Source organism: Aliivibrio kagoshimensis, from assembly GCF_050337105.1.
GTDB lineage: Bacteria > Pseudomonadota > Gammaproteobacteria > Enterobacterales > Vibrionaceae > Aliivibrio_A > Aliivibrio_A kagoshimensis.
In genome coordinates, this window is record NZ_JAKJSQ010000044.1 from 19,752 (window position 1) to 38,451 (window position 18,700).

Consider the following 18,700-nt stretch of genomic DNA (forward strand, 5'->3'; position numbering starts at 1 on the left):
CGCAAGTGACCCAAGAGGGATTCTTGTTTGGACTAATTTGACCCATAGGTGTTAGAGGAAGAAACTTACTGCTTTTAATGCCTTTACTGTTTTTCTAGCGGATGAGTATGAACGGCACCCTCTTTTTTGTTGTTAATATGTTGCGTTTTTGTGTTGCTTTAGGCGCTAATAGCCTGTTGAGTAAAAGGTGATGAAAAAAATAACTCAGGTTACAATCTGATAGTAATGGTCGTAAAGGTAACAACATCAACCTTATGATAGGTTCGAAAGTTCCCTAAGTAATAACACTTTAGTAAGGATAGGTATGAAATATATTGGTGCTCACGTTTCAGCAGCAGGTGGTGTGGATTTAGCTCCGGTTAGGGCACATGAATTAGGCGCGACGGCGTTTGCCCTTTTTACTAAAAACCAGCGTCAATGGGTAGCGAAACCTCTTGAAGAGAAAACGATCAAAGCGTTTAAAGAGAGTTGCAAAAAGTATGGTTTCTCCAGTGAGCAAATTCTGCCACATGACTCTTATTTAATTAACCTAGGGGCCCCTGAAGAGGAGAAATTAGAAAAATCGCGTGCTGCATTTATTGATGAGATGCAGCGATGTAATCAACTAGGGCTTACTCTACTTAATTTTCATCCTGGTAGCCACTTGAAGAAAATTGAGGAGAGCGACTGCTTATCCCGTATTGCAGAATCGATAAATATGGCGCATGAAGCGGTACCATCAGTGATTGCTGTTATTGAGAATACGGCAGGTCAGGGGACTAATTTGGGTTGGAAATTTGAGCAGCTGGCAGAGATTATTGCACAAGTAAAAGATAAAATCCGAGTCGGGATCTGCATTGATACTTGCCATACATTTGTGGCGGGTTACGATTTAAGCAGCAAAGAAGCGTGCGAGAAAACGTTTTCTGAATTTGAACGTATTGTTGGTTTCTCTTATTTAAGAGGGATGCATATCAATGATTCTAAAATTGAATTAGGTGGTAAAGTCGATCGTCATCACTCCCTTGGTGAAGGCTTCATTGGTTGGGATTGTTTTGAATATATTATGAAGGATCCTCGTTTTGATGGTATTCCACTGGTATTAGAGACGATTAACTCTGATATTTGGTCGCAAGAGATTGCCACATTAAAGGAGTTTGCTAATGTCTAATCATCCGTCACTAACCTGGGCTGAGGCGGTTGGTTCCCAGCAGGAGCAACCCTACTTTCAAAGTATGATGGCTCAAGTTAAAGAGGCAAGAGACTCAGGAAAAGTGATCTACCCTGCCAATGAAGACGTGTTTAATGCCTTTCGTTATACCCCATTAACTGAGATAAAAGTGGTTATCTTAGGCCAAGACCCTTATCACGGCCCAGACCAAGCTCATGGACTCTCATTTTCTGTCCAGCCCGATGTGAAAATCCCCCCCTCACTGCGTAATATTTATAAGGAGTTAACCAGTGATATTGAGGGGTTTGAAACGCCTCAGCACGGCTACCTGAAAAGTTGGGCAGATCAAGGGGTCTTGTTGCTTAATACGGTGTTGACGGTTGAGCAAGGTAGAGCGCACTCTCATGCCAAGTTTGGGTGGGAAGCCTACTCTGATAAGGTGGTTGAAGCGATCGATCAGCATTGTGACGGTGTTATTTTCATGTTGTGGGGAGCGCACGCTCAGAAAAAAGGGGCGATGATCAATCAAGAGAAGCATCATGTACTGACGGCAGCGCACCCTTCACCATTGTCCGCACACCGTGGTTTTTTAGGTTGTAAACACTTCTCAAAAGCGAACAAAATACTGCAAAAACAAAAATTGTCACAGATCAACTGGCAGCCAGATATCAAGGCTTAGAGCCCGATTTTGTGCTAATACTAATAGTATACAAGTTGAAGGAGGCAGTATGATCTTAGAGAGTATTCGAAGAGAGCATGGTTACATGTATAGGATATTGGGCCTTTTAGAGAATGATCTAGAAGAGCTAAAAAGTGAGAAGCCAATAAACTACTCGCTGGTGAGAGAGATCGTGGATTACCTAAGTGTTTTTGCGGACGAAAACCACCATCCTAAAGAGGATCTTCTTTATCAATACTATTTAGAGAACTTTGGCTTTACGGAGCAGGTGAATAAGCTGTTGGTTGATCACTCTTCTCTATCTGAGTTTACTAGTGCATTCTCTGAAACTGTCGATATGATTCTGAATGACGCGGTGATCCCTCAAGATATCTTTATTACCCATTTAGAGGCATTCATCTGTCGAGTTAAAACTCATTTGGAGATGGAAGATAGAGAAGTTCTGCCTTTCTTAGATAAAGCGCTAGCTCCGAATGATTGGCAAAAAATTGAACTGTTATGGCAAGGGGATAAAAATGATCCTCTGTTTGGCGATACCATTGCTGATCAATATAAACAGTTAGCACAAAGACTAAAACTGATGTCCAAAGAGAGCATCTAAACGTCAATGTAATCTAATTAAAATAGAGCGCTGTATGGCGCTCTATTTATTTGATGGAGGTGCTAAAAATCAAAATCATCGCTAGAGTGATCCGATAACAGATCGATATCCTCTAACTCCTTGATCAACCGTTTGCGGTCTTGTAACGCTTCAATTTCACGCCACATTCTTTTTGGTGCTTTTTTCTTTCTGCTGTTAGTTAATGATGTGGTTTCTAACTGACTATCAAATATTAAGCCGTCCATGAGCTACCTCTCTATTATTGATAACGTTCAACTATTAAATATCATGAGCGATTAAAGATATATTTGAACTATTTCTCATTTGTTTCTTTTTTGTGAAATTTTTATGAGTAATCGATCACGAAGTTGAACTCTTTCTATAAACTTAGGCAATTATTACGGATGTTCTAGATGGTTCTGCCTACTATGAATATTCGAGGGGTTCAGGCAATTCACACACAAATTGGTTAACTAATACGCAGCATTTGACTGAAACGAACTCTTTCTTGAGGAAGAGATTGCTTTTTGATGAACTTATTTGCATTATCCGCGTTCAAAAAAAGTCAAAAAGTATAAACAATAAATATAAAGAGGTAGATGTGACAAGTTTTATTAGCCTACTAAATGACCTTTTATGGGGAACAGTGCTGGTCTATCTATTGGTGGGGGTAGGTGTGTTTTTTACTGTGCGTTTGGGCTTTATACAGTTTAGGCACTTTGGGCACATGTTCTCTGTATTGAAAAATAGTCGAAAGTCCGACAATGCGGGTATCTCCTCTTTTCAAGCGTTATGTACCAGTTTAGCTGCGCGAGTCGGTACTGGAAATATGGCTGGAGTAGCTGTTGCGTTAACCCTTGGTGGTCCAGGTGCTATTTTTTGGATGTGGTTAATTGCCATGTTAGGAATGGCAACCTCTTTTGCTGAAAGTACACTAGCTCAGCTTTATAAGACCAAAGATAAAGAGGGAAATTATCGTGGTGGCCCTGCGTATTACATGGAGAAAGGGTTAGGCATGCGATGGATGGGCGTGTTGTTCTCCCTATTTCTGATCATCGCTTTTGGTCTGGTATTTAATGCCGTTCAAGCAAACTCTATTGCCACAGCCTTGAATGTTGCTTTTGGTTTTGAACCTCTTTATGTAGGCATCGGATTAGTCTGTATATCTGCGGTTGTAATTTTTGGTGGATTTAGAACCATTGCACGTACTGCTGAGGTGATTGTACCGTTTATGGCCGCAGCTTATCTACTGGTTGCTATGTATGTCATGATCAGTAATATTGAACAGCTTCCTGGCGTGTTAATGTTGGTTCTTAAGAGTGCGTTTGGTCTTCAAGAAGCGGCAGCTGGTGGTTTAGGTTATGCGATTGCTCAAGCGATGATCAATGGGATTAAGCGCGGGCTTTTCTCAAATGAAGCAGGCATGGGGTCGGCGCCTAATGCGGCTGCCTCAGCGACACCTTATCCACCACACCCTGCCTCCCAAGGTTATGTTCAGATGCTAGGCGTGTTTATGGATACTATTGTTATCTGCTCAGCAACAGTTGCTATCATCCTAATGTCTGGTGAGTATGTACCTAATGGTGAGGTGACTGGTATCGAGTTGACTCAAAGAGCGTTAATTAGCCAAGTGGGAGACTGGGGCGGCATCTTTATTGCGGTAGCTATCTTTTTCTTTGCGTTTACTTCAATCATTGCGAACTATTCTTATGCCGAAACCAACATGGTGTTTTTAAGACATAACAGTAAAGCGGGTATTCGCCTCTTTAGAGTCGTTGTGCTTGGTATGGTGATGTTTGGGACAATGTCGTCACTGCCAGTTGTTTGGGCAATGGCTGATGTCTCAATGGGAATGATGGCAATCATAAACTTAGTTGCCATTATACTATTATCAGGGACGGTGATAAAACTGGCTAAGGATTACAATCAGCAGTTAGACAGTGGTAAATTACCGACCTTTGATAGTAATGATTACCCTGAGTTGCACTCTCAATTGGAAGAGGGTATTTGGGATAATAGTAAAAAGCAGTAATCAGTTTTACCTATGACAGAAATCGTTAAAGCCATGTGTCGTTTACATGGCTTTTTTTTGTCTCAATGATACTCTATAGATAATAAAGATAAGCATTTACTTCAGGGAAATAAACTATGTTAATTGTCGTATCTCCAGCTAAAACCTTAGACTTTGAATCCCCTCTTGCGACGCAAGTACATACGCAACCTGAATTTATACAAGACTCTCAACTATTGATAAAGGAGTGCCGTAAGCTAAGCCCTGCTGATATCTCTAGCTTAATGAAGGTCAGTGATAAGATTGCTGGGTTAAATGTGGCTCGATTTGAGCAGTGGGAGTCTATCTTTACTCAAGATAATTCCCGACAAGCCATTTTAGCGTTTAAAGGGGATGTGTACACTGGACTAGATGCCCAATCATTCAGTGAAGAGGACTTTCAGTTTGCTCAGCAGCATCTTCGCATGTTGTCTGGCTTATATGGTTTACTGAAGCCGTTAGATTTGATGCAACCTTATCGTTTAGAGATGGGAATTCGATTGGCCAATGAACGTGGCACTAACTTGTATCAATTCTGGGGAGATAAAATTACCGATAGATTGAATAAAGAGTTTGTTGCCGATAATCAGAAGGTATTAATCAACTTAGCCTCTAATGAGTACTTTAAAGCGGTTAAACCTAAGCAGTTAGAAGCTAAGGTGGTCACGCCCATTTTTAAAGATTGCAAGAATGGGGTTTATAAAGTGATCAGCTTTCACGCTAAAAAAGCTCGAGGCATGATGGCACGCTACATTATTGAGAATCGATTAACGGATGTAGAACAGTTAAAAGGTTTTGATGCGACAGGCTATTATTTTGTCGCGGCGGAGTCGACAGAGTCCGAACTGGTGTTTAAAAGGGAAGAGAAGTAACACTTCCAACTCTTACAAAAAAAGCCTGATTATTTATCAGGCTTTGTTGTATCAGTGGTCTGTTTTATACCGCTTTGGGTTTATTCTTTTTCATCGCTTTCTTTTTCTTTCCTGCAATGACTTTCTTAGACATTTTTACTTTCTTTTTAGACGTTTTCGATTTTTTATTCTTCGCTTGTAGCCCTTTGATGTTGCGCTCTTTGATCTCTTCTTTAGTGTAGCGGCCTACACGTTCAATCATCTGCTGATCATGGGCTTCAACGAGTGAGATAGCATCACCTTTCTTTCCGGCGCGGGCAGTACGACCGATACGGTGTAAGTAGACATCAGCAGTACGTGGCATATCAAAGTTGATCACGTGACTGACATCAGGAAGATCGATACCACGAGCAGCAACATCGGTGGCAATTAAGATATTGATGCTGCCATCACGAAAACGGTCGATTGCATTATTACGACGCTCTTGCAACATCTCACCTTGGATCCAGACACAAGGTATTTGCGCGCTCTCAAGGTGACCACGCAGTTCAGCTAAACGGTCGCGGGTTTTCACAAATACGATGGCACGATCCGCTTGATTAACTAAGATGCATTTTAGCAGCTCCAGTTTATGCGCCATGCTATCAGCACGGTGATACCACTGATTGATCTTTTTACGCTCACGACGAGAAGGATCAGAGTCGATATTTGCCGGATCGTTTAATAGGTCTTCAGTAAAGTCAGCAATGCCTTTTCCTTCTAGTGTTGCAGAGAAAAGGAAGGTCTGTTTTCGCCAGCGACACTCTTTAGAGAGACGATCAACAACTGGACCGAACCCCATGTCTAACATGCGATCGGCTTCGTCTAGAATCAGTGTTTCAATGGCACGGCAATCAAATTTTTCAGACTCGATGTACTCCATTAAACGACCTGGAGTTGCGACTACGATATCTTGAGTTGTACTTAAAATATCTGCATGCTCCTGGTACTTCACCCCGCCTGTAATCGTGAATACCTTTTGGCTAGTATGTTTAGCGAGAGCTCGGGCGTGATCGGCAACTTGCATCGCAAGCTCACGCGTCGGAGTTAGAATCAAAACGCGAGCAGGCCCCGGTTTGGTTCTTGGGAAATCTTCTAAATGCTGAAGCGCAGGTAAAACAAACGCGGCCGTTTTTCCTGTGCCTGTTGGTGCAGAGGCTAAAATATCTCGACCGTCAAGAGCGTGTGGAATGGCTTGTGCTTGAACTTCTGTTGGACGTTCATAACCTGCCTCTTCAATAGCTCTGAGTAGGTTAGGGGACAGTTCTAATTCTGCAAAAGTTCTTATCACAGGTGTTTTCTCCACAAGGGGTCGATATAAATGAGTAAATTGGTGCGTATTATAGAGCGTAATGAGATTTTGATCACTTATTTTTACGATTGTGGTCGATTACATTTTTAAGTAAAAATCTTTTGTAAGCTTAATGAAGCTATCGCTGTAATGTGGACCTTGGTGTATCAACAACTCTGAGTACTCTACGACAGTGTTTTGGCTTCGATGTTCGGTGAATATCACTTCTATCAACAATCTAGAAACAGGCTTTTTGCATGTGGACTGAACTTGAGTAAGCCGGGAAAGGGAGAGAGGAGTGTTGGCCAATAATTGGATAAAGATCTCTCCTTCATATTTAGGCAGTATAAAACTGGCGGTTCCTCCCTGCATTAATAATTTGCTGCAGTGAGCCAAGAGCGTTTTATGGGATAATCGGTCGGTATGCCGGGCGATGGCTCGATTTGATGTAGGGGACACTTCACCACTACTGAAGTAGGGAGGATTACAGATAATAGCGTCAAATTGATGGAGAGGCGTACCAAAGTCAGCAATATCGGACTGAACAACGTCGATCCTATTTGTCCACGGACTGTGTTGGCAGTTGTCTAATGCGGCTTGGAAAGCCAGAGGTTCAATTTCAACGGCGGTAATGTTGGCTTTGTCGTTTCGTTGTGCAGCCATAAGAGAAAGCAAACCTGTTCCACAACCAATATCCAAGATAGTATTCGAAGCTGAAATATTCGCCCATGCTCCTAATAGTACGCCATCGGTACTGACTGGCATTCCGCATTGATGACCCCGAATTTGGAACTGTTTGAAAGTAAAGTCATTTGCCATAAAGTGTCGATGCCATCCTACAATGTGAGTTGTTTATATTTATATAATGTTTTGTGTTTAAATTGTTAATCAGTCATTTTGTTTTTTATTTATCACTCAACTGAGTTCTAATATTAGCCTTATTATCTATTTAGTGTTGTTTTATTGGTTTATAGTTTTGCATTTGCACGCCAAAATAAGATTAATAATTCGTTTTGCTTGTGTTTGTTGATTGTTACTGCTCAATTGTCCATTATGCTGCCTTTATATAGGCTGGCGATGTATTTCTCTGGTTTTAAGCTTGGTGTAAATCAGACATATTCAAGGGTCAATAGTGAACAACAGTTTAAAAATTTCCGATATTTTAGCAGTAGGCTTCATGCTTTTTGCTTTTTTCTTAGGGGCAGGAAACATTATTTTCCCACCTCTAGCAGGCCAATTAGCAGGTGAACAAGTATTTCCTGCGATGTTAGGCTTTTTGGTTACCGCTGTCGGTTTACCATTAATCACGATTGTCGCCGTTGCGGTTGCAGGTGGCACATGGGATCACTTAACCAAAGATCTTCCGGTAAAAGCGGCAACGTTAATGGCTGTGCTTATCTTTATCATTATTGGTCCTGCTTTTGCAGCGCCAAGAACGGGTCTGGTTGCTTATGAAATGGCAGTAAAACCCTTTGTTATTGATGCTGGGCAAACCAGTCTGACGCTTTTTTCAATTCTGTTTTTTGTGGTGGCGATGTTTTTTGCCTGGTCACAAGGGAAGTTGATCGATGTGATTGGTAAATTTTTAACTCCGACGCTAATGATCGCATTGGCTGTGTTAGCCGTCGCTGTTTTTGTCAATCCTCAAGGTGACATATTAGCAGCGCAAGGTGATTACATCGATCAAGCGTTTACGAAAGGCTTCTTAGAAGGTTACAACACCATGGATACCTTTGCCTCTTTAATGTTTGGTATGCTTTTGGTTGAGGCGATTAAAAATAAAGGGGTCACCGATCAAAAAGCAACGACGAAGTATTTAATCTATGCTGGAATTATTGCCGCCTCTGGTTTGGCTCTTGTCTATATTTCACTGTTTTACCTTGGGGCAACCAGTGTGGACGTTGCCGCTAATGCAGACAATGGGGGAGTGATCCTTGCTTTATATACCCATGCTCTATTTGGCTCATATGGGCAAATTGTGTTATCTGTGATTGTGTTATTGGCCTGTTTAACGACTGCTATAGGTCTGGTGTCTGCTTGCTCTGACTACTTTAGCTCGATTACACGTGTTCCTTATAAAGTATGGGTTATCGTCGTTGGCTCAAGCTGTGCTTTAGTCGCTAACGTAGGACTGAGTCAGTTAATTCAGTTATCAGTACCTATGCTATTCGCACTCTATCCGATCGCGATTGCGCTGGTGGCATTAACATTTACCCGTAAGTGGATGCCGAATCCTGAGCTCTCCTACCGAGTGGTTATGTTAGTGTCGTTGTGCTTCGCACTGTTGGATGCAGCAAAAGTTGCAGGTGTGAATGTGTCGGCATTTAATATGCTACCTATGTTTGAATACGGTATGGCTTGGGTTCTACCGACCGTTTCTGCTATCGTTTGTATGTGTTTTATTGGCTCAAAAGATGAGACAGCGGTAGAAGCTGCTTAACGGTTTAGTCAGCCCCATAAAAAAAGGATGCGTTTGGCATCCTTTTTTATGCAATAGATGTTACGCACCGTGAGTTGTGCTCACTTTACCGGGTTATAAGTGTTCACTGTATTCAATCAGAACTTGATCACACCAAGCTTGAATGCGTTCATCACTCAGCTCATATTGACTATCTTCATCTAAGGCAAGGCCGACAAACTGCTGTTTATCGTTGATTAGAGCTTTTGACGCTTCAAATTGGTAACCTTGATTTGGCCAGTAACCGATAAATTGAACTCCTGTCGGTTTAAGCTCATCATGTAGCAGCCCCATAGCATCAAGGAACCACTCACCATAACCCTCTTGATCACCGAGTCCGAATAACGCTACAATTTTACCGTTAAGGCGTAGTCCGTTAAGTTGCTCCCATACGGCATGCCAATCTTCTTGAATTTCACCGAAATCCCAAGTAGAAATGCCTAATAGCAGCAAATCATAGTCATTCATTTTATCTACTGGCGTCTCTTTGATATTAAAAATATCGATCAGTTCAGCGCCAATACACTCTCTGATTTTCTCTGATGCCATCTCGGTATAACAAGTGGTAGAGCCGTAAAATAGGCCAATTTTCATGAATGCATTCCATTAATTGTTTGTGGGGATTTTACCTCTATTTATTTCTATTCCCAACACTGTTTGATTGAAATATTATAGCGAAGGCTCTTTTTGTTAGTCACGTCATCCTAATTATCCTGTTATCGATTTTAAGTGAGTAAGTCTAGTGAGTAGTGAAGTAAGTATTATCGAGCGATTTTTAGATGCCATGTGGATGGAAAAGGGCCTGTCTGAAAACACCTTGGCTTCCTATCGAAACGATCTGTTCAAATTATGCGGTTGGCTTGAAAGTCAGGAAGCCACTCTTACCTCTGTATCAGTAACCGAGCTGCAAAGCTATCAAGGGTGGTTGGCAGATCACAATTATAAACAGACCTCTCGAGCACGTATGCTTTCTGCCATCCGCCGGCTGTTTCAGTACCTGTATAGAGAGAACATTCGAGATGATGATCCTAGTGCGTTACTCGTGAGTCCTAAGCTGCCAAAACGTCTGCCTAAAGACCTTTCAGAAGCTCAAGTGGACGCGTTATTGGAAGCACCCGATACCAATGATCCACTAGAGCTTAGAGATAAGGCGATGCTTGAGTTACTGTATGCAACTGGCTTACGTGTGACCGAGTTGGTGAGCTTGACGATGGAGAACATGAGCTTACGACAAGGTGTGGTTAGGGTGGTTGGTAAAGGAAATAAAGAACGATTGGTGCCAATGGGTGAGAGTGCCATTGATTGGATTGAAAACTTTTTGGAACATGGGCGGTCTACTCTCTTGGGAGAGCACTCTTCGGATGTGGTTTTTCCAAGTAAAAGAGCTAGACAGATGACTCGCCAGACGTTTTGGCACCGAATAAAACGTTATGCAGTGATTGCAGAGATTGACAGTGAGTCGCTCTCTCCTCACGTGTTACGACATGCTTTTGCTACGCATTTACTAAACTATGGTGCTGACTTACGTGTGGTTCAGATGCTACTAGGGCACAGTGATTTGTCGACGACTCAAATTTATACTCATGTGGCTACAGAACGCTTAAAACAGATTCATCAGCAACACCATCCACGAGCGTAATCCACTTTTTCTGATATACTAAACGTTCAGAAAATGTCAGTTATACAGATGTTTAGGTGTCACCAATTCTATTTTTTTTTGATTATATAGGTATCAATCAATGGGTCTATCTCGCCGTATTACCGCTATTTTATTATCTGTCGTGACCATGTTGTCGTTTACAGCTTGTTCTGATGAACAGACCTCAACAGAGAGTAGTGAACCAGTCGTTGCTGCCACCTTGCCGGTTAAGGTTGAGCACAATAAGAGTATCGAAGGAGTTGATACGGATAAGCTAAAAGCACGGATGGCGACCATAGGGCTAGACGTCTCGAATATCTCTGCAGCACCAGTCGCTGGATTTCAGGAATTAGAGACCCCCCACGGCATCTTTTATATCTCAAATGATGGGGATTACTTCCTACAAGGGAAGATCTACAAATATGAGGATGATAACTGGACGGATACCAAAGCGAGCAGCCACGCTGCGTTAATTGAAGAGCATGCAAACGATATGATTGTTTACCCAGCAGACAATGAGAAACATGTCGTGACTGTGTTTACCGATATTACCTGCGGTTACTGTTTGAAGTTGCACAAACAGATGGAAGGATACAATGATCTGGGTATTACTGTTCGTTACTTAGCGTATCCGCGCCAAGGACCAGAAGGGCAAGTTGCAGATAAAATGGCTGAAATATGGTGTGCAGATGATCGCAACCAAGCGATGTCAGACGCTAAATCTCAGCGCCCAATTTCCAAAGGTAAAGCATCTATTAAACAGTGTCAGAAGATGATAACTGACCAATTCATGCTAGGGCGTAAACTTGGTGTTTCTGGTACTCCTGCAATATTTTTATCCTCAGGAGAGCTGATCCCAGGTTATAAGCCACCAAGAGAGCTGCTTAAAGATATAGAGTCATACTAAAAAAGAGTCAATTAAGTCTATGAGATATCTCATAGGCTTTTATATTACCTGTCCCCCCGAAGCTGGAACTTTCTGATGATAGAAGTGAAACGTCGCCCTGAACAAGATTCAACACAGCTCCCTGATACGCTTACTCCTTTATTAAAACGAATTTACAGCAGTCGAGGCATTACTTCTGGAGCACAGTTAGAGAGGGGAGCCAAGGGACTGTTAACCTACCAGCAACTGCATGGTATCTCTAAAGCGGTCGAGTTACTGGCGGCTGCAATCGCAAATAATCGACGCATCATTGTGGTGGGAGATTTTGATGTAGACGGGGCAACCAGTTCGGCGTTATCGGTATTATCACTTCGATTATTAGGCAGTCAAAATGTGGACTACTTAGTTCCCAACCGTTTTGAGGATGGCTATGGGCTCAGCCCTGATGTCGTCGAACAAGCCATTGCACGAGGTGCACAACTGATTATGACGGTGGATAATGGCGTCTCCTCTATCGATGGTGTGGCGTTAGCCAAAGAGCGCGGTTTAGAGGTGGTAGTGACCGATCATCACCTACCAGGCGATGAGCTACCCATGGCGGATGCGATCGTTAACCCTAATTTACAGAGCTGTTCGTTCCCTTCAAAATCCCTTGCTGGTGTCGGAGTTGCGTTCTATTTGATGCTAGCTCTTCGAGCGCACTTGAGAGAGATGAACTGGTTTGCTGAGAAGGCGATCCCTGAACCGAATCTTGCCGAGTTTTTAGATTTAGTGGCACTGGGCACTGTTGCTGACGTAGTGGCCCTTGATGAGAATAACCGAATCTTAGTACATCAAGGGTTACAGAGAATACGCGCAGGAAAATGCAGAGCCGGTATTTTGGCGCTGATTGAAATTGCCAATCGTAATCCTGCTCGTTTGATCGCTTCAGATTTTGGTTTTGCCCTTGGGCCTAGAATTAACGCTGCTGGGCGCTTAGACGATATGTCGTTTGGTGTTGAGCTGCTCATGTGTAATAACATTCATGCTGCGAGAAGAATGGCCTCAGAGCTGGACTCCCTTAATCAAACTCGTAAAGAGATTGAGCAAGGGATGAAAGAAGAAGCGATGGCCATTTGCGAACGAATTCAATTTAGTGATGAAAAGGCGTTACCGTTTGGTTTATCGCTTTTTCAGCGCGACTGGCATCAAGGGGTTATTGGTATATTAGCCTCAAGAATTAAAGATAAATTTCACCGACCTGTTATTGCCTTTGCTGATGGGGGGGATGGTTTGATTAAAGGCTCATGCCGTTCCGTTAGCGGTTTACACATGAGAGATGCTCTAGATTTAATTGATACTCGAAATCCAGGTTTAATCATCAAATTTGGTGGTCATGCGATGGCGGCGGGACTGACCATTAAAGAGTGTGATTACCAACGATTCTCGGCACAATTTGATCAAGTGGTTCGTACTATTTTAGATGAGGATGCCTTGAAAGGTGTACTGCTCAGCGATGGAGCATTAACAGTTGAAGAGTTCTCAATAGATACCGCTGAATTGATAAGGTCTTCAGGTCCGTGGGGACAAGCCTTCCCTGAACCACAATTTGACGGCGAATTTAAAGTGCTGAACCAGAAATTAGTGGGTGAAAAACACTTGAAATTAATGCTTGAGCCTATTCATAAAGGGTTCCCAAGTAATAAGATGGTCGATGCCATTGCATTTAATATTGACCTTAGACGCTGGCCTGATGCTTCTGTACAGAGGGTTAATGTGGTCTACCGATTGGATGTGAATGAGTTTCGCGGCAACCGGTCACTACAGCTGATGATTGAAAATATCGAAGCGATGTAAATCGGATGTAAAATCTCCACTAAAAATAGAAAAATATCGATGATTATTGTCGCTTTTTCTGTATCTTGTTGTCGCTTTTCGATAGAATTCATCGGTTAAATTCTATGCGGCGATAATAAGTGACCATGTTCGAAATAAATCCAATTAAAAACCGTCTTCAGGATGTGTCAGAGCGCACAAATATCCTGAGGGGGTACCTTTGACTACGATGCTAAGAAAGAGCACCTAGAAGAGGTCAATGCTGAATTAGAGCAACCAGATGTGTGGAACGAACCTGAACGAGCACAAGCTCTGGGTAAAGAGCGCTCTTCACTGGAAGCGATTGTCGAAACCATCGATCAACTTGATCAAGGCGTTGAAGATGTTGAAGGGTTGCTTGAGCTGGCTATTGAAGAAGAAGATCAAGAGACCTTTGATGAAATAGAACCAGAGCTCATTGAACTCGAAGGAAAACTTGAGAAGCTTGAGTTTCGCAGAATGTTTGCTGGCGACCATGATCCTTCCGATTGTTATATTGATCTTCAATCGGGCTCAGGCGGCACTGAAGCTCAAGATTGGACCTCTATGCTACTGCGTATGTATTTACGTTGGGCTGACAGCAAAGGATTCAAAACCGAAGTTATCGATATGTCTGATGGTGATGTTGCGGGCTTAAAAGCAGCAACGGTGAGAATCTCAGGTGAATACGCTTATGGTTGGTTACGCACTGAAACTGGGGTGCATCGCTTAGTTAGGAAATCACCATTTGATTCAAGCGGTCGTCGTCATACCTCTTTTGCCTCTGCGTTTATCTATCCAGAGATTGATGACAACATTGAAGTCGATATTAATCCAGCCGATCTGCGTATTGACGTGTATCGAGCCTCAGGAGCTGGCGGACAGCATGTCAACACAACTGAATCCGCTGTACGTATTACACACGTACCAACCAACACGGTAGTACAGTGTCAAAATGATCGTTCTCAGCATAAGAACAAAGCGCAAGCGATGAAGCAGCTGAAAGCGAAGTTATTTGAGCTTGAGTTGCAAAAACAGAATGCAGAAAAACAGATTAATGAAGACTCAAAATCGGATATTGGTTGGGGCAGTCAAATACGTTCGTACGTACTTGATGACTCACGTATTAAAGATTTAAGAACGGGAATTGAAAATCGCAATACTCAAGCAGTATTAGACGGTGATCTTGACAAATTTATTGAAGCTAGCTTGAAGTCTGGACTGTAAGTTTACTCAAGCTGGTATCTAACTGAACATGCAAAGGTTAATTATGACTGATCAACTACAAGACGAAAACAAACTTATCGCTGAGCGACGTGGCAAATTGGATCATATCCGCCAAAGCTGTAGCGCAAATGGTCACCCTAATGCTTTCCGCCGCGACTCTATGTCGGCGGAGCTTCAAGAAAAGTACGGAGATAAAACCAAAGAAGAGATTGCAGAGTTAAACGTTACTGCAAGCATTGCTGGCCGTGTAATGGCAAAGCGTGGTCCGTTTTTGGTGATTCAAGATGTTTCTGGAAAGATTCAAGCGTACGCTGCAAAAGAGGTACAGAAAGTACTTAAAGAGCAGTACCAAGGTCTAGATATTGGCGACATTATAGGTGTTAAAGGTCAATTACACCTTTCTGGGAAAGGCGATCTTTATGTCAATATGGAAGAGTATCAACTGCTAACTAAAGCATTGCGCCCTCTTCCTGAAAAATTCCATGGGTTAACCGATCAAGAGATGCGTTACCGTCAGCGTTACGTTGACCTTATTGTTAATGATGAGTCTCGTGAAGCATTTATTATGCGTTCAAAGGTCGTGACCGCCATTCGTAACTTCATGGTGGAAAAGAACTTCATGGAAGTTGAAACGCCAATGATGCACGTTATCCCTGGTGGTGCAACGGCTCGTCCATTTGTGACACACCATAATGCGCTTGATATCGATATGTATCTGCGAGTAGCGCCTGAGCTTTACCTTAAGCGTTTAGTGGTTGGTGGTTTTGAGCGTGTCTTCGAAATTAACCGTAACTTCCGTAATGAAGGACTATCGCCACGTCATAACCCTGAATTCACCATGATGGAATTCTACATGGCGTATGCAGATTATAACGATCTTATGGATCTTACTGAAGAGATGTTAGGTAAGATTGCCACTGATTTATGTGGTTCTCCTGAGTTGCCTTATGGTGACCAAGTTGTGAATTTTGGCGGTAAATATACTCGAATGAGTATGCTTGATGCGATCAAACTTTATAACCCAGATGATGCTACCATTCAGGCGTTAACGTATGAGCAAGTTGCTGATCGTGATCATATGGCTGGCATTGCTAAAAAGTTACACATTGCCGTTGAACCATTCTGGACGTGTGGTCAATTGCTAGAAGAGATCTTTGGTGAAACGGCTGAGCCAAAATTGATTCAGCCAACGTTTATTACAGAGTACCCGGCGGATATCTCTCCTCTGGCTCGTCGTAACGATACGAATCATTTCATCACAGACCGCTTTGAGTTTTTCATCGGTGGCCGTGAAGTGGCAAATGGCTTCTCTGAGTTAAATGATGCTGAAGACCAAGATCAGCGTTTTAAAGCACAAGTTAATGCTAAAGATGCAGGTGATGATGAAGCGATGTACTACGATGCAGATTATATCAATGCATTAGAACACGGCTTACCGCCAACAGCAGGTCAAGGTATCGGTATCGATAGGTTGGTCATGTTGTTTACGAACACCCACACCATACGAGATGTTATTCTGTTTCCAGCGATGCGTCCACAAGCAAAATAGAGATAAATTTATCGTTTAAAAAGCTGCCTTATGGCGGCTTTTTTTATATATAAAGCACTGATAATTATTGGTATTTTATTTATGCTACTGATGGGTTCTAATTGATACATTCAACATTAAAGAGGGTTGGTTTGTTGAGTGCAGAGTTGCATGCTACTGTATTGAGAGTGTCTCAAATTTAAGGCAAACAACTGTCTTGAAACCAGTATAGTAATTCTATAAATAAAACAGATATGAAACCCTTGGCGTAAATATACCTAATAAAGGACGGCTCTATGGCAAATCAATTTAGAATGGATTCAGTTCCAGGCTCTTTAGTCGTAGTTGGCGGTAGTTATGAACCTTGGCTTGCAGTACTTGAAAAAGTGGGTTGGCGTTGTCACCGTTGCTATGATTTGAGAGCAGCTCAAACCCTGTTCGATGAACTTGGACCTTGTATTGGAATTGTTGATCTTAGTCGTGATGACTTTAGTCTCAATGGCATCGCAACCATAGTCAGTAACAATAAACAGGTTAGGTGGCTTGCGTTCATTAGAGAGTCACAGCTTGGTTCTGATACCATTTGCCAATTTATTGTGAATTTCTGTATCGATTTTTTCACGGCACCTATTCCCGATGCACAACTTTTAAATACCATCGGTCACCAGTTGGGAATGCTGAAACTTGAACGTAAAGTGTGGCCAAATATGGGTGACAATTCTGATCTCGGCATTTTAGGTGATGCACCTGTTGTTAAGCGATTAAGAGATCAAGTTCGACGAGTTGCTCCGACAGATGTATCGATTTTGATTACCGGTGAGAGCGGTACAGGTAAAGAGCTTGTTGCTTCAGCAGTTCATCAATGCTCTGGTCGAAACAAAGGACCTTTTATTTCTCTTAACTGTGCGGCGACCTCTGAATTGAAAATAGAGAGCGAATTGTTTGGTGTGAAAAATGAATTGGATATCGAACAAGCGCTATCAAAACTTGAAGAAGCAAATGGTGGTACGTTGTTTCTAAATGATATTAATGATCTCCCGTTAACACAGCAACAGCACTTATTGCGCTTTTTACAAGATGGCTCAATAGAGACAGCTCAAGGCTTTAAAGACATTGATGTGCGTGTTGTCGTGGCGACACATTCAGATCTTGAAAAAGCGGTTGACGCTGGTTTATTTAAAGAAGAGCTCTTTTATCGTTTAAATGTATTACGGATACATATGCCCTCACTTAAAGAGCGCAATACTGATATCAGTGTATTGGCTGAACACTTTTTGCAAATGTATGCCCGAGAATACAATACCCGAGCAAGAACATTCTCAGAAGATGCTCAGTTGATGATGAATCACTATAATTGGCCGGGAAATGTGCGTGAGTTAATTAACCAAGTCAAAAGAGCGGCGCTTCTGGCTGATGGTTTGGTGATTGAAGCGCAACACTTAGATTTACCTCAACGTAATGATGCGAAGCGCAGTCTACGAAGTATTCGAGAAAACTCAGAGCGAGATGCACTGCTCTTAGTACTTGAATCTCATGAGGGACAGGTCTCTTCCGCAGCTAAAGAACTTGGCGTTTCTCGTGCGACTATGTACCGATTACTGAATAAGCATAATTTAATCTCTGAGCCACGAACCTACAGTTAACTTCTCTATTAATATCAAACCGCTATTGAAATAGCGGTTTTTTATTTATCCATTGGTTATATGAATACCTATTTTTAGATTATCTTAAAAATAGATGAATAATTGCTTGTAAATTAATCAAATATAGTTAAAATTCAAAACGTATCTTTATAATAGATAACCTATTGTTACTGATACTTTTCATTTTAGGATTTATTGCAGAGTTTAAGGAGACAACATGAATACATTTTCTATTACTACAGTGTTGTGTGCCAATGACTCTTTTGATATGTATCGTTCTCCGAACGGCCATACTCAAGCCAATACGCAATAGATCCGTCCCCTAAATATACTTTTGGGTCACGGATATTAAGTGACTCATTAAGTGATCCTGTTTCATTCTAATCTGCCACTTGACTATCTGTAACCCTCCTTAATTACCTAAAAGGAGAGACGTTATGCGTCAATCAATTTACTTAAAAGCAGCACTATTACTAATAAAAATAGATATCTACCAACAAAACAGAAAAGTAAAGATGCGTCTTCGGCCTGAACGCCTAGATCTTCCTTATGTAAACAGTTATTTGTTGAAAGACATTGGTTTAGACAGTGAAGGTATTGTGCAAGGCATTACGTTTGGTGAAAGTGACAGAGCGACTAGAACGGTTCGTCATCTACGCCGATTACGACAAGCTAGTATTGTCACGTAGCGTTAGCGCTACGTTCAATAAGTGATGTTCGTAGCGCAATAACCAGATGCACAGTTATCTTAAACTTCTAAAGAGAGAGATTGAAATCACTTTTTCTTAGTTTTGATACGCTTAAAAGCTTCTATTTATATAGAAG

At 41.9% G+C, this 18,700-nt stretch carries 17 protein-coding genes; 13 read left to right on the forward strand and 4 right to left on the reverse strand.

Annotated features, from left to right (window positions below):
• Nucleotides 1–304: 304 nt before the first annotated feature.
• The 3 genes from nfo to L4C32_RS14060 are packed head-to-tail and all read left to right on the forward strand — an operon-like array spanning nucleotide 305 to nucleotide 2,430.
• On the forward strand, nucleotides 305–1,150 hold the full coding sequence (gene nfo, locus L4C32_RS14050) for a deoxyribonuclease IV (protein ID WP_428197514.1): 846 nt from the start codon (nucleotides 305–307) through the stop codon (nucleotides 1,148–1,150).
• The gene (gene ung / locus L4C32_RS14055; RefSeq protein ID WP_428197515.1) at nucleotides 1,143–1,829 is read left to right on the forward strand and encodes a uracil-DNA glycosylase; all 687 of its coding nucleotides are present in this window, start codon (nucleotides 1,143–1,145) and stop codon (nucleotides 1,827–1,829) included. Before nfo ends, ung begins: the two co-directional genes overlap by 8 nt.
• Nucleotides 1,830–1,878: 49 nt before the next feature.
• Nucleotides 1,879–2,430 carry a hemerythrin domain-containing protein gene (locus tag L4C32_RS14060; RefSeq protein WP_428197516.1) on the forward strand — a complete coding sequence of 184 codons (552 nt, stop codon included), beginning with the start codon at nucleotides 1,879–1,881 and terminating at the stop codon, nucleotides 2,428–2,430.
• A gap of 62 nt (nucleotides 2,431–2,492) precedes the next feature.
• Here L4C32_RS14060 and L4C32_RS14065 read toward each other — a convergent pair whose 3' ends face one another.
• On the reverse strand, nucleotides 2,493–2,675 hold the full coding sequence (locus L4C32_RS14065) for a DUF3545 family protein (protein ID WP_428197517.1): 183 nt from the start codon (nucleotides 2,673–2,675) through the stop codon (nucleotides 2,493–2,495).
• A gap of 356 nt (nucleotides 2,676–3,031) precedes the next feature.
• Between L4C32_RS14065 and L4C32_RS14070 the strand changes: the two genes are divergently transcribed.
• On the forward strand, nucleotides 3,032–4,462 hold the full coding sequence (locus L4C32_RS14070; protein ID WP_428197518.1) for an alanine/glycine:cation symporter family protein: 1,431 nt from the start codon (nucleotides 3,032–3,034) through the stop codon (nucleotides 4,460–4,462).
• A 116-nt stretch (nucleotides 4,463–4,578) separates the two neighbouring features.
• A complete protein-coding gene (gene yaaA / locus L4C32_RS14075) occupies nucleotides 4,579–5,352 on the forward strand; it encodes a peroxide stress protein YaaA (protein WP_428197519.1) in 774 nt (257 codons plus the stop codon).
• A 64-nt stretch (nucleotides 5,353–5,416) separates the two neighbouring features.
• Here the strand turns inward: yaaA and srmB are convergent, their stop codons facing one another.
• Complete coding sequence (srmB, locus tag L4C32_RS14080) at nucleotides 5,417–6,661, reverse strand: ATP-dependent RNA helicase SrmB (RefSeq protein ID WP_428197520.1); 1,245 nt, start codon at nucleotides 6,659–6,661, stop codon at nucleotides 5,417–5,419.
• A 99-nt stretch (nucleotides 6,662–6,760) separates the two neighbouring features.
• Complete coding sequence (locus L4C32_RS14085; protein ID WP_428197521.1) at nucleotides 6,761–7,480, reverse strand: tRNA1(Val) (adenine(37)-N6)-methyltransferase; 720 nt, start codon at nucleotides 7,478–7,480, stop codon at nucleotides 6,761–6,763.
• Nucleotides 7,481–7,793: 313 nt separating this feature from the next.
• On the opposite strand from L4C32_RS14085, the gene brnQ reads away from it, so the two are divergent.
• On the forward strand, nucleotides 7,794–9,101 hold the full coding sequence (gene brnQ, locus L4C32_RS14090; protein ID WP_428197522.1) for a branched-chain amino acid transport system II carrier protein: 1,308 nt from the start codon (nucleotides 7,794–7,796) through the stop codon (nucleotides 9,099–9,101).
• 93 nt (nucleotides 9,102–9,194) lie between these two features.
• Here the strand turns inward: brnQ and fldB are convergent, their stop codons facing one another.
• Nucleotides 9,195–9,713 (reverse strand): flavodoxin FldB, encoded by a 519-nt coding sequence (fldB, locus tag L4C32_RS14095; RefSeq protein ID WP_428197523.1) that lies wholly within the window; start codon nucleotides 9,711–9,713, stop codon nucleotides 9,195–9,197.
• Between the two features lie 148 nt (nucleotides 9,714–9,861).
• Here fldB and xerD point away from each other — a divergent pair, with 148 nt between their 5' ends.
• The 7 genes from xerD to L4C32_RS14130 all read left to right on the forward strand — a co-directional run bounded on the left by xerD (nucleotide 9,862) and on the right by L4C32_RS14130 (nucleotide 18,564).
• Nucleotides 9,862–10,758: a site-specific tyrosine recombinase XerD gene (gene xerD / locus L4C32_RS14100; protein WP_428197524.1), complete on the forward strand. Its 897-nt coding sequence runs from the start codon at nucleotides 9,862–9,864 to the stop codon at nucleotides 10,756–10,758.
• 100 nt (nucleotides 10,759–10,858) lie between these two features.
• Nucleotides 10,859–11,665 carry a bifunctional protein-disulfide isomerase/oxidoreductase DsbC gene (dsbC, locus tag L4C32_RS14105; RefSeq protein ID WP_428197525.1) on the forward strand — a complete coding sequence of 269 codons (807 nt, stop codon included), beginning with the start codon at nucleotides 10,859–10,861 and terminating at the stop codon, nucleotides 11,663–11,665.
• A 75-nt stretch (nucleotides 11,666–11,740) separates the two neighbouring features.
• Nucleotides 11,741–13,480, forward strand: coding sequence for a single-stranded-DNA-specific exonuclease RecJ (gene recJ, locus L4C32_RS14110; protein WP_428197526.1), 1,740 nt, complete (start codon nucleotides 11,741–11,743; stop codon nucleotides 13,478–13,480).
• A 125-nt stretch (nucleotides 13,481–13,605) separates the two neighbouring features.
• Nucleotides 13,606–14,704 (forward strand): peptide chain release factor 2 gene (gene prfB / locus L4C32_RS14115; protein WP_428197530.1). Its coding sequence is split into 2 segments (ribosomal slippage): nucleotides 13,606–13,680 and nucleotides 13,682–14,704, totalling 1,098 coding nucleotides; the frame shifts between segments, so codons are not numbered across the junction.
• Between the two features lie 43 nt (nucleotides 14,705–14,747).
• On the forward strand, nucleotides 14,748–16,253 hold the full coding sequence (lysS, locus tag L4C32_RS14120; RefSeq protein WP_428197527.1) for a lysine--tRNA ligase: 1,506 nt from the start codon (nucleotides 14,748–14,750) through the stop codon (nucleotides 16,251–16,253).
• A gap of 275 nt (nucleotides 16,254–16,528) precedes the next feature.
• Nucleotides 16,529–17,875, forward strand: coding sequence for a sigma-54-dependent transcriptional regulator (locus L4C32_RS14125; protein WP_428197528.1), 1,347 nt, complete (start codon nucleotides 16,529–16,531; stop codon nucleotides 17,873–17,875).
• Between the two features lie 437 nt (nucleotides 17,876–18,312).
• Nucleotides 18,313–18,564 carry a DUF1127 domain-containing protein gene (locus L4C32_RS14130; protein ID WP_428197529.1) on the forward strand — a complete coding sequence of 84 codons (252 nt, stop codon included), beginning with the start codon at nucleotides 18,313–18,315 and terminating at the stop codon, nucleotides 18,562–18,564.
• The last annotated feature ends 136 nt before the right edge of the window (nucleotides 18,565–18,700 follow it).